This window comes from Pseudomonas sp. GW821-FHT02H09, from assembly GCF_059421425.1.
In genome coordinates, this window is the sequence record NZ_JBWKVA010000004.1 from 306,790 (window position 1) to 318,745 (window position 11,956).

The window sequence follows — 11,956 nt, forward strand, 5'->3', positions numbered from 1 at the left end:
CACCACCACGACCGCCTCCGGCGGGTCGTGAGGTCGTTACGTGGATTGAACATCGCGCAGTGAACCCAAGGCCCGGCCAGCAATGGACAGGGGCTTTTGTTTCTCCGTCCACCTGGCACACAAGGAGAAACACCATGCCGTCACTCAGCACCAGGCACCCCGCGCTATTGATCATCGATATGCAGGTCGGGCTATTCAATGGACCGCACAAACCCCATGACGCAGAGCGCGTTCTGGCCAACATCAATCAACTGATCGCCAAGGCTCGTCAGACCGGCGCGTCAATTTTTGCGGTGAGGCATACCGGCCCGCAAGGTTCGCCCATCGCCTCCGGGAGCCCACTGTGGCAACTGCTGCCCACCCTTGAACTTGATGCGAGTGTTGACACACTGTTCGATAAAACCACACCCAGCTGCTTTTTCGGTAACCGTCTGGCTGATCAGCTGACAGCAGGCGGGATCAATGAATTGGTCATCGTCGGCATGAAAACCCAGTACTGCATCGACACCACCTGCCGTGTTGCCGTCGAACTGGGATTTCAACCAATACTGGTAGCGGACGCCCATACCTGCATGGACACGCCAGCGCTGCCGGCCAAAGCGATCATCGAACACCATAATGCGACGCTTGGCGGGGCTTTCGTGAAACTGCTGAACACAGCAGATGTTCAATTTTGACGGGATAGGTGCCGCCGCCAAAAGATCGTCCGAACGCGACGTGATGGAACACCGTTGCTACGCCGACCGAGGTGAGTACCGATCCCCGGTAGGAGCTGGCGCAGCCTGCGATCTTTTGATCTTGCTCGGGACAGCTGTTTCGATAAGCTGCGATCTTTGGACCCATGCCGCGCCGCGCCAGCTACCCTTGTCAAACAATTCCCGAGCCAGCAATCCCGGGTCTTTTCAGAGATGTCCCGGGGACGGGCAAAACACTATTTTCAGCGTCGGCAAATCCACCCTTTGAAGTCATCAGGAGCGCAGCATGCCCATCACCGTTCTGGTACTGGTTGAAACCATTAACGACTATTTGCCGATTCTTGAAAGCCAGGGGTTTCACCTGATTCTTGCACCAACACCCGCCGAGCGAGCCCACGCCATTCAGACCCACGCCAGACAGATCCGGGCGGTACTGACGCGCGGTCCGCTTGGGTTTTACGCCGAAGAAATCGCTGCTCTGCCGCTGCTTGAAATCATCTGCGTGATCGGCGCGGGCTATGAACATGTCGACCTGCAGGCCGCCAGCAATCGGGGCATTACCGTGACCAACGGCGCGGGGGTCAACGCTTCGTCGGTGGCCGATCACGCGATGGCGCTCTTGCTGTCTCTGGTACGTGGCATCCCTCAAGCCGATGCGGCGGTCCGGCGCGGCGAATGGCCGAAGATCATGCGGCCTTCACTGGCTGGCAAGCGCCTGGGCATTCTCGGCCTGGGCGCGGTGGGTCTGGCCATCGCCAAACGCGCCGCCAAGGGCTTCGATATGTCGGTGAATTACCACAGCCGCCAGCAGCGCGACGACGTCCCTTATAACTACTGTGATTCGGCGACCGAACTGGCACGTGCGTCGGACTTCCTGATCATTGCCACTCCCGGCGGCGCCAGCACTCGCCACCTGATCGATAAAAAAGCCATTGATGCCCTCGGGCCGAAGGGTTTCATCGTCAATATCGCCCGGGGTAGCGTGATCGTCACTGACGAGCTGATCAGTGCCCTGGAACATCGGCGCATCGCCGGCGCGGCGCTGGATGTCTTTGATGACGAACCGCAAGTGCCGGACGCCCTCAAGATCCTGAACAACGTGGTACTGACACCCCATGTCGCCGGGCTATCGCCGGAGGCGACGCAGGCGACCGTGCATTTGGTGGCCGAAAACCTGCTGGCGTTTTTCTCCGGCAAAGCGGTGCTTACCCCGATCCCGCTGCCTCCCCCGCGCGACTAAAAAGGACGGAACTCTTTGCGGGTCCCTCTACAGAACTCCCAGCAGTGTCCAGAGGCGACGGGACTCCGCATCGGCGGATATCAGCTCGCCAAGCAATTCGCTCAGCGGCTTGTTGCCCCACTCCACCCCTCGCCGGATCAGATAGGGCACCGGACTATGAGGCTCGGTCCGTGCCAGGTATTCGGCGATCAGCAACAACTGACGATAGGCTTCTTCCCGGTTCGCAGGCTCGCTGAACACCCTTGGCACATCGGCCTGGGGAGGCCGATCAGAATCCGCTACTGCCGGGGTAGGTTCACGTTGCGATTGAGCGGGCTGTTGCGGGTGCATGGCAATGAACGACACCACCGCCACCGTCGGCCATGATGAAATCCTGAGCGTCCAGAACGCCCGCACCCGCACAGTGAAGGAAGGCGACGAAACGGTCACCCTGGAAAAAGGCAAACGCAGCGTGGCGATCCAGACCGGCAGCATCAGCCTGACCATCAAGGGCGGTTTGGTGAAGGTCAATTGAGCAAATGCCATGAGCGAATCCACCAGGCTTGAGCTGATCCGCGGTGACAGTCACCTCACCGGCCGCCTGCTCGACAGCGAGCTGGAAGGCCCGTTGCGCATTGAGGAAGCCGGTCGCCAGCAAGCCGACCTCAGTTACAGCCAAGGGCAATTGCAGGGGGCGAGCACTCTCTATCACCCCAACGGCAAGGTCAGCGCGCTATTGCCCTATGTCAGCGGCAAGCTGCACGGCATGGCAACCTTTCATGCACCTGAGGGCTGGTTGCAACGCAAGGCCACCTATCGCAAGGGGCTGCTGCATGGCGAAGCGAGTAATTACTTTCCCGATGGGCAACTGGCTGAACTGGAGCATTACCGCGACGGCGTCCGCGATGGGTCGTATCAGCGCTTCCATCCCAACGGAAAGAAGGCCCTTGACGCCCGTTACCTGAACGGTCAGTTGCTCGATCCCGGACAGCCTTTCGCCAGCGATGGACGCCCGCTGGACCCCGAGGACAAGCCCATGTCGCGGTTACGTTGGCGGTGGCCGCGGCGACCATCGGGTTGGCCGGACTCTGGCACATGCCGAAGGTGGGAATGTTCACCAGCGGAATGTGGTCCATGATATTCGCCGCCGGCAGCCCGCCGGTGAGCGTGCGATTGACCGGCAGCACATTGAGCACCGTCGGGGCCACACCGAAACTGCATTGCAAGGTAGCGGTAGCACACACCTGCGGACATCCCACCTGACACCTCCTGTGCGGATGGAGAACTCATGGCAACTGACCCTCGCCAATGATCAACCATAGCTCGCAGGTGCGCGGCCTGCACGGCTGAACGCCAATCAGCCCATCAAGAACGCTGATTATCCGGCAACACGCTAACCTATAAGACCTTGCGGCACTTGTGAGCACACCACTGCGCGAATTAGATTAGCCAATAATGTCGGGCCTCCAAAATAAGCAGAAGGGATAAGCATGGCGCTTACTGACCAGTCCACCCGTATCCGCTCCGGCGAAGAACTCGATGTCAGTCGCATCGATCCGTACCTCAAGGCGCATATTCCTGGCCTGAGCGGGACGCCGCAGATCAGCCAGTTTCCGGGCGGCGCGTCGAATCTGACCTACCTGCTGGAATACCCTGAGCAGGAATTCGTCCTGCGCCGGCCGCCGTTCGGCCACAAGGCCAAGTCGGCCCATGACATGGGCCGTGAATACCGCATTCTCAATCAGCTCAAAGACGGCTTCCCGTATTGCCCGAAAGCCTACGTGCACTGCACCGACGAGTCGGTGATCGGCGCCGAGTTCTACGTGATGGAGCGGGTCAACGGCATTATCCTGCGTTCTGACCTGCCAGCGGAACTGGGCCTTGATGCGCAGAAAACCGAAGCGCTGTGCAAGAGCTTCATCGACAAGTTCGTCGAACTGCACCGGGTCGACTACAAGGCTTGCGGCCTGGCCGATCTGGGCAAGCCCGAAGGTTATGTCCAGCGGCAGATTCGCGGCTGGAGCGATCGCTACGACAAGGCGCTGACCCCCGACGCACCGAGCTGGGAAACCGTCAAAGCCTGGCTCAACGACAAGATGCCCGCCGATCACCCGACCTCGAGCATCGTGCACAACGACTATCGCTTCGACAACGTGATTCTCGACCCGCACAACCCGATGCAGATCATCGGCGTGCTGGACTGGGAACTGACCACCCTCGGCGATCCGCTGATGGACCTGGGCAACACCCTCGCCTACTGGATCGAAGCCGGCGACCCGGCACCCGTGCAACTGATGCGCCGCCAGCCGAGCCATGCGCCCGGCATGTTGACCCGCCGCCAGTTCGTCGATTACTACGCCGAACGCGCAGGGCTGCAGATCGACAACTTCGACTTCTACTACACCTATGGGCTGTTCCGCCTGGCCGGTATCGTGCAGCAGATCTACTACCGCTTCTTCCATGGCCAGACCCAGGACAAACGCTTCGCGCAGTTCATTCACATGAACAAACTGCTGGAGCAGATGAGCCTGCAAGTCATCCAGAAATCCAGCCTCTGACTACGCGCCTCGCACCTGGCATACAACAAGGAGAAAACCATGTCCAAGACTCAGCTGTTCGACCTTGACGGCAAGATCGCTTTCGTTTCCGGCGCCAGCCGCGGTATTGGTGAAGCCATTGCCAAACTATTGGCCCAGCAAGGCGCCCACGTAATCGTCTCGAGCCGCAAACTCGACGGTTGCCAGCATGTTGCCGACGCCATTATCGCCGACGGTGGCAAGGCCACAGCCGTCGCCTGCCATATCGGTGAAATGGAACAGATCACTCAGGTCTTCGCCGGGATTCGCGAGCAGTTCGGGCGTCTGGATATTCTGGTCAACAACGCGGCGACCAACCCGCAGTTCTGCAACGTGCTGGATACTGACCTCGGCGCATTCCAGAAAACCGTCGACGTGAACATTCGCGGCTACTTCTTCATGTCGGTGGAAGCCGGCAAGCTGATGCGCGAGACCGGTGGCGGCAGCATCATCAACGTCGCGTCGATCAATGGCATCTCGCCGGGGATCTTCCAGGGCATCTACTCGGTGACCAAGGCTGCGGTGATCAACATGACCAAGGTCTTTGCCAAGGAGTGCGCACAGTTCGGCATTCGCTGCAATGCGTTGCTGCCGGGGCTGACTGATACCAGGTTTGCTTCGGCGCTGGTGAATAATGACGCGATTCTCAACGTCGCTCTGCAGCAGATCCCGCTCAAGCGTGTGGCGGATCCGAGTGAGATGGCCGGTGCAGTGTTGTATCTGGCAAGTGACGCGTCGAGTTACACCACTGGGGTTTCGTTGAATGTGGATGGTGGATTTTTGTCCTGATTACAGCGGGTTTTGGGTGAACAAGAGGCAGCCTTCGGGCTGCCTCTTGTTTTTCCGGCGATTGTAATTCCACCTTTGGCTTCGACGGTGCAACACAATCCCGGTTTCGCGCCCATCATCGATCTCACTGTGTTGCACGATCCCTGTAGGAGCCGAGCTTGCTCGCGATGGCCTGACAGCCGGCCAGTCTCTCGCTGGTGTACATATCCATTTCTTGCGGTAACGACGGGAATGGATATTCACTCAGTCGATATCAAGGGTGAATGTGCCGCCGCCATCGCGAGCAAGCTCGGCTCCTACAGGGAATGGTGATCACAACCAAAGAATGAATATTTATTCCGAATCTTGAATTTTGAGAATATTTATTCTATTAATGTGCACCCTGAAAACAAAAATCCAAAAGGACCCCAACAATGCGCGAACTTGGAATCGGCTTGATCGGCACAGGCTTCATGGGCCGCGCCCACGCCCTGGCCTTTCGCAACGTCAGTGCAGTCTTCGAACTCCCCATACACCTGCATCTGGCCGCACTGGCCGACGCCGACACCCAGCGTGCCGAACACTGCGCCAACGCCTGGGGCTTCGAAAAAGCCCATGGCGACTGGCAACAATTGATCGACGACCCAAAGGTCAACGTCGTAGCAATCACCACACCCAACCACCTGCACTACCCCATGGCCATGGCCGCCCTGGCCGCAGGCAAACCCGTGTACTGCGAAAAACCACTGGCCGTCAGCCTCGAACAGGCCGATCAGATGCGCCGCGCCGCCAAAGCCGCCGGCGTGGTGACGCGGGTCGGTTACAACTACCAGCACAACCCGATCATTGGCCTGGCCCGTGAGTTGATTCAGAGCGGCGAGCTCGGAGAGATCATCAGTTTTCAGGGCGAGTTCAGCGAAGACTTCATGGCTGACCCGCAATCACCCTGGTCCTGGCGCTGCGAAGCACAGCATGCCGGTGGTGCCCTGGCGGATCTGGGCAGTCATTTGCTGGCGATGGCCCGGTACCTGGTCGGTGATGTGGAAGCAGTATGTGCCGACAGCCAAACCGTGCACCGGCAACGCCCTGCCACCACCGGCAGCCATGAACAACGCACCATCGCCGTCGATGATCAGGCCCATGCCTTGCTGCGGTTTACCAACGGTGCACGTGGCACGTTCAGCAGCAGTTGGCTCAAGCATGGTTACAAAAACCACTTGAGCTTCGAGATCAGCGGCACCCGCGGCACTCTGGCGTTCGATCAGGAGCGCTTGAATGAACTGCGCTTGTGCCGTGCGGGTCAGGAAGGCTTTCAGCGTTTACTGGCCGGCCCTTCCCTGCCCGGTTATGCCGCCTTCAGTCCGGCGCCGGGTCATCAGTTGGGCTACAACGAGTTGAAGACGCTGGAGGTGCACGGGTTGATTATGGCACTGGCCGGGCAAGGCTCGGACGGTACCGACTTTGAAGAAGCCTGGGAGGTGGAACGCCTGGCGACGGCCATTCGGCTGGCCGCGCTGGAGCAACGTTGGGTCAGGGTGGATGAGGTGTAACTGCGCGTTCTGGCGCGGTGGGTTTCGAAGCAAACCACGGCTTCGAAGCCCACCCACCAATCGCTTCAGGTCTTGGTAATGACGCCTGTCAAGCCGCCAACTTTCTGCTGGCAATCGCCGCCGACGCCGCCAACATTGCCCGCAACAGCACCGCACAACCAGCCGCCAGATCGTCCGGCGCGGCGTTTTCGATTTCGTTGTGGCTGATCCCGCCTTCGCACGGCACGAAGATCATCCCGGCCGGGCCCAGTTCAGCGAGGAAAATCGCGTCATGCCCGGCGCCGCTGACGATGTCCATGTGCGACAGGCCCAAGCCCTGGGCGGCACTGCGCACGGCATCGACGCAGCCTTTGTCGAAATACAGCGGCGGGAAATCGGCGGTCGGCGTCAGCTCGAAGCTCAGGCCGTGCTCCTGGCAAGTGGTGTCGATCACCTGCCTGACCTCAGCAATCATCGAATCCAGCCGCGCGGGTTCCAAGTGACGGAAGTCCAGGGTCATGCGCACTTCACCGGGGATCACGTTGCGCGAGCCGGGGTAGGCTTGCAGACAACCCACGGTACCGCAGGCGTGAGGCTGATGACTCAGTGCGGCACGATTGACCGCCGCGACCACCGCCGCCGCGCCGACCAGTGCGTCCTTGCGCAGGTGCATCGGGGTCGGACCGGCATGGGCTTCAACGCCCTTGAGTTTGAGATCGAACCACTTTTGCCCCAGCGCGCCCATCACCACGCCGATGGTCTTGCGCTCATCCTCAAGGATCGGCCCTTGTTCGATGTGCGCTTCAAAATAGGCGCCCACAGCATGGCCACTGACCTTGCGACTGCCGGCGTAACCGATGGCGTTCAGCGCTTCGCCGACCGTCACGCCTTGGGCATCGGTCTTGGCCAGGATTTGCTCCAGGGTGAATTTCTCGGCGAACACTCCAGAGCCCATCATGCACGGAGCAAACCGTGAACCTTCTTCATTGGTCCAGACCACCACTTCCAGCGGTGCCTCGGTTTCGATGCCCAGATCATTGAGCGTGCGCAGCACTTCCACACCGGCCAACACGCCGAAGCAGCCGTCGAATTTGCCACCCGTGGGCTGAGTATCGATATGGCTGCCGGTCATCACCGGCGGCAGCGTTGGATCGAGCCCGGCACGACGGGCGAAGATGTTGCCGACAGCGTCGATGCTCACGGTGCAGCCAGCCTCCTCGCACCATTGCACGAAGATGTCACGGGCCTGGCGGTCGAGGTCGGTCAGGGCCAGGCGACAGACGCCGCCCTTGACCGTGGCGCCGAGTCTGGCCAGTTCCATTAACGACTGCCACAGACGGTCGCGGTTGATGTGCTGATGGGTGGACTGCAGAACGTCAAGGGCAGCGTTCATGATGATCTCCTCAGACAGTTGTTATGGGTTTCTTCAGGTATTTCTTTGGTGTATTCGAGGCCGCCATCGCGAGCAGGCTCGCTCCCACACTGGATCTCCAATGTTCACAAAACCCTGTGGGAGCGAGCTTGCTCGCGATGAGGCCATCCGTCACGCCGCAGATTTCGCCACAGTCGGGCTCCGCTGCATCGAGCACAGCCCGTAATACAACAACCCACCCAACGCCGAGCCGGTGAACCAGCCATAGCTGTAAAACCAGCTGAATGCGTTGCTGCCCAACGACAGCAAGGTCAGCGCCACCGGGATGCCGAACGCGATAAAGCCGTTCCAGTTCCACGCCGGATACACGTCATCGCGGTACAGCCCCGCCAGGTCGAGCTGCTGTTTCTTGATCAGGAAATAGTCCACCACCATGATCCCGGCGATAGGCCCGAGCAGGCTGGAGTAGCCCAGTAACCAGTTGGAATACACGGTTTCCAGGCTGATATCTGAAACCAGCAAGCCGAGTTTTTTCAGCAGCTCGTGAGCCATCAACGCCAGCCCCACCAACCCGGTCAACATCACCGCTGTGGTCCGATTGATCAGCTTGGGCGCGATGTTCTGGAAGTCGTTGGTCGGCGAAACAATGTTCGCCGCAGTGTTGGTGGACAAGGTCGCAATGATGATCAGCGCCATGGCCAGCGCCACCCAGACGGGGCTTTGAATATGACCGATCAGGGTCACCGGATCGGAGACCGTCACCCCTACCAGCCTGGCGGATGCGGCTGTCATCACCACGCCAAGCGCGGCGAACAGGAACATCGTCAGCGGCAAACCGATGATCTGCCCGAGGATCTGGTCCTTCTGGCTTTTCGCGTAGCGGCTGAAGTCCGGAATGTTCAGCGACAGCGTCGCCCAGAACCCGACCATGGCGGTCAGCCCGGCAAAGAAGTAACCGGCCACGCCAGCACCTTCCGGGCGTTTGGGCGGTTGCGCCATCAATTCAGTCAACGAGACATTTGGCAAGGCCCAGACCAGCAAGCCTGCGCCCACCAGCACCAGCAACGGCGCAGACAGGGTTTCCAGCCATTTGATCGATTCCGCGCCGCGCAGCACCACCCACAGGTTTAGCGCCCAGAACAGCATGAAACCGATGACCTCACCGGTGCCGCCGAGAGCTTTCCAGCCCTCGAATACCGTACCGAGAAACAAGTGAATGGCCAGGCCGCCGAACATCGTCTGGATGCCGAACCAGCCACAGGCCACCAGAGCCCGGATAAGACATGGCACGTTGGAGCCAATCACCCCGAAGGACGAACGCAGCAGTACCGGAAAGGGGATGCCGTACTTGGTGCCGGCAAAGGCGTTGAGGGTCAAGGGGATCAATACGATGATATTGGCGAAAAGAATGGCCAGCAGCGCCTCGCCGACCGACAGCCCGAAATACGCGGTGAGCACCCCGCCGAGGGTGTAGGTCGGTACGCAGATCGACATGCCGATCCAAAGCGCCGTGATGTGCCATTTGTTCCAGGTGCGCTCATGCACTTTGGTCGGCGCAATGTCGTGGTTGTAACGAGGACTGTCGAGTACGTCGCTTCCGGCATCCAGCTCGTACAAGCCTTGGCGTTCGGTCACCTGTGATCTGATCTGTTGCATGGCCGCTCCACTGTTCTTTTGATTATTTTGCTCATCGGGTTGGCTGGCGGGTTAAACCGCAAACCGGGCGATGGCCGGAGTACTTACGACTTCTGCGGACCGGCCAGCGTGTCAGCGGCGGCACTCAATAAACGTGCCGGGTATCCCACTGGCTCACTTGCCACTCCGTAAAATCCATGTAAACAACTGATGTTCATCAGTTTTATTTAATGACTCATTGAGCCCTTGGCTACTTGCCCATTCACTCAGGCTGAATGTCAGGCAAGTTGTCCGAACAGTCAGGACTCAATCTGGTGCATCACTATTTTTTAAAATGATTTCGCCCGCTGACAGGCATAGCTCAAACGGCTGATTTCACATAGGAAATCTTGACCATATTTGGATCCTGTCAAGTGCGTCAAAATGGTGAGCGACCTCACCATTTTGGTGATTTTTATAATTATTCGTTTATTTTCAATGAGTTAAACACGTTATAAGCTTATAAAAAATATTCTTGCTCATTCAAAGAACACCAGCTAGCGTTTATTCCTGACAGCACTGACAGGAATATAACTTCCTCCAGCTTGCCGTAACGACAACACCTAGAACTGGCATTAGCCGGTCAAGCCTGTGAGGAACTCGGAATGTCTCTGTTGATCCGTGGCGCCACCGTTGTTACCCATGATGAAAGTTACCGCGCTGACGTGCTTTGCGCTGACGGTTTGATCCAGGCAATCGGCAATAATCTGGATATCCCCACCGACTGCGAAGTGCTCGATGGCAGCGGTCAATACTTGATGCCCGGCGGCATCGATCCCCACACCCACATGCAACTCCCCTTCATGGGCACCGTCGCCAGCGAAGACTTTTTCAGCGGCACGGCAGCCGGACTTGCCGGTGGCACCACTTCGATCATCGACTTCGTGATTCCCAATCCGCAGCAATCGTTGCTGGAGGCTTTTCATCAGTGGCGCGGCTGGGCCGAGAAGTCCGCCGCAGACTACGGTTTTCACGTCGCCATCACCTGGTGGAGCGAGCAGGTTCGCGAGGAAATGGCCGAGCTGGTCAGTCACCATGGCGTGAACAGTTTCAAGCACTTCATGGCTTACAAGAACGCGATCATGGCCGCCGACGATACGCTGGTGGCCAGCTTCGAACGCTGTCTGGAGTTGGGCGCGGTGCCGACGGTGCACGCGGAAAATGGCGAACTGGTCTATCACCTGCAACGCAAACTGATGGCCCAAGGCATCACCGGCCCCGAGGCGCATCCGTTGTCGCGGCCATCCCAGGTTGAAGGCGAAGCGGCCAGCCGCGCAATCCGGATAGCCGAAACCCTCGGTACGCCGCTGTATCTGGTCCACGTCTCGACCCGTGAGGCACTGGATGAAATCACCTATGCGCGCAGCAAGGGTCAGCCGGTCTACGGTGAAGTCCTGGCCGGACACCTGCTGCTGGACGACAGCGTCTACCAGCACCCGGATTGGCAAACAGCCGCCGGTTATGTGATGAGCCCGCCCTTCCGCCCTCGCGGCCATCAAGACGCGCTTTGGCACGGCCTGCAATCGGGCAACCTGCACACCACCGCCACTGACCATTGCTGCTTCTGCGCCGAACAGAAAGCCGCTGGCCGTGATGACTTCAGCAAAATCCCCAACGGCACTGCCGGTATCGAAGACCGCATGGCCGTGCTCTGGGATGAAGGGGTGAACACCGGACGGCTGTCGATGCAGGAATTCGTCGGCCTGACCTCAACCAACACCGCGAAGATCTTCAACCTCTACCCACGCAAAGGCGCGATTCGCGTCGGTGCCGATGCCGATCTGGTGCTCTGGGACCCGGAAGGCACCCGCACCATTTCGGCCAAGACCCATCACCAGCAGGTCGACTTCAATATCTTCGAAGGCAAGACCGTGCGCGGTGTACCCAGCCATACCATCAGCCAGGGTCGGCTGGTCTGGATCGACGGCGACCTGCGGGCCGAACGCGGTGCCGGGCGTTATATCGAACGCCCGGCCTATCCGGCGGTGTTCGATCTGCTGAACAAACGCGCCGAGTTGCAGCGACCGGTTCCCGTAAAGCGCTGAATCCGGGGCTGATCGTTCCCACGCTCTGCGTGGGAATGCAGCCCGTGACGCTCTGCGTCACAAGCGTGGGACGCGGAG

Annotated in this window: 9 protein-coding genes and 3 pseudogenes; 8 read left to right on the forward strand and 4 right to left on the reverse strand. The window is 59.4% G+C overall.

Going from position 1 to position 11,956, the window contains the following annotated elements; genetic code table 11:
• The first annotated feature begins 134 nt into the window (after positions 1-134).
• Complete coding sequence (locus AC07VR_RS07595) at positions 135-677, forward strand: cysteine hydrolase family protein (protein WP_494995273.1); 543 nt, start codon at positions 135-137, stop codon at positions 675-677.
• Between the two features lie 304 nt (positions 678-981).
• On the forward strand, positions 982-1,935 hold the full coding sequence (locus AC07VR_RS07600; RefSeq protein ID WP_494995272.1) for a 2-hydroxyacid dehydrogenase: 954 nt from the start codon (positions 982-984) through the stop codon (positions 1,933-1,935).
• Between the two features lie 27 nt (positions 1,936-1,962).
• On the opposite strand, the pseudogene AC07VR_RS07605 reads toward AC07VR_RS07600, so the two are convergent.
• A pseudogene (locus AC07VR_RS07605) lies at positions 1,963-2,163 on the reverse strand (type VI secretion system protein TssA); the annotation flags it as partial.
• A 106-nt stretch (positions 2,164-2,269) separates the two neighbouring features.
• Here AC07VR_RS07605 and AC07VR_RS07610 point away from each other — a divergent pair.
• Both AC07VR_RS07610 and AC07VR_RS07615 read left to right on the forward strand, forming a co-directional pair.
• Positions 2,270-2,425, forward strand: a pseudogene (locus AC07VR_RS07610) (hypothetical protein); the annotation flags it as partial.
• A gap of 33 nt (positions 2,426-2,458) precedes the next feature.
• A complete protein-coding gene (locus tag AC07VR_RS07615) occupies positions 2,459-3,052 on the forward strand; it encodes a toxin-antitoxin system YwqK family antitoxin (protein WP_495010894.1) in 594 nt (197 codons plus the stop codon).
• Here AC07VR_RS07615 and AC07VR_RS07620 read toward each other — a convergent pair.
• Positions 2,967-3,173, reverse strand: a pseudogene (locus AC07VR_RS07620) (DUF4280 domain-containing protein); the annotation flags it as partial. The gene AC07VR_RS07615 and the pseudogene AC07VR_RS07620 overlap by 86 nt on opposite strands.
• A 231-nt stretch (positions 3,174-3,404) precedes the next feature.
• Here AC07VR_RS07620 and AC07VR_RS07625 point away from each other — a divergent pair.
• From AC07VR_RS07625 to AC07VR_RS07635, 3 genes are all read left to right on the forward strand, one after another.
• The gene (locus AC07VR_RS07625) at positions 3,405-4,472 is read left to right on the forward strand and encodes a phosphotransferase family protein (protein WP_495010895.1); all 1,068 of its coding nucleotides are present in this window, start codon (positions 3,405-3,407) and stop codon (positions 4,470-4,472) included.
• Between the two features lie 39 nt (positions 4,473-4,511).
• Positions 4,512-5,279 carry an SDR family oxidoreductase gene (locus tag AC07VR_RS07630; protein WP_494995269.1) on the forward strand — a complete coding sequence of 256 codons (768 nt, stop codon included), beginning with the start codon at positions 4,512-4,514 and terminating at the stop codon, positions 5,277-5,279.
• A 413-nt stretch (positions 5,280-5,692) separates the two neighbouring features.
• On the forward strand, positions 5,693-6,808 hold the full coding sequence (locus tag AC07VR_RS07635) for a Gfo/Idh/MocA family protein (protein ID WP_494995268.1): 1,116 nt from the start codon (positions 5,693-5,695) through the stop codon (positions 6,806-6,808).
• Positions 6,809-6,896: 88 nt separating this feature from the next.
• Here AC07VR_RS07635 and AC07VR_RS07640 read toward each other — a convergent pair whose 3' ends face one another.
• Together AC07VR_RS07640 and AC07VR_RS07645 are read right to left on the reverse strand one after the other, a co-directional pair.
• Positions 6,897-8,180, reverse strand: coding sequence for a Zn-dependent hydrolase (locus AC07VR_RS07640; RefSeq protein WP_494995267.1), 1,284 nt, complete (start codon positions 8,178-8,180; stop codon positions 6,897-6,899).
• 150 nt (positions 8,181-8,330) lie between these two features.
• Positions 8,331-9,815, reverse strand: a complete 1,485-nt coding sequence (locus AC07VR_RS07645; RefSeq protein WP_495010896.1) for an NCS1 family nucleobase:cation symporter-1 — start codon at positions 9,813-9,815, stop codon at positions 8,331-8,333.
• A 623-nt stretch (positions 9,816-10,438) separates the two neighbouring features.
• On the opposite strand from AC07VR_RS07645, the gene hydA reads away from it, so the two are divergent.
• Positions 10,439-11,878, forward strand: a complete 1,440-nt coding sequence (gene hydA, locus AC07VR_RS07650) for a dihydropyrimidinase (protein ID WP_495010897.1) — start codon at positions 10,439-10,441, stop codon at positions 11,876-11,878.
• Positions 11,879-11,956 lie beyond the last annotated feature (78 nt).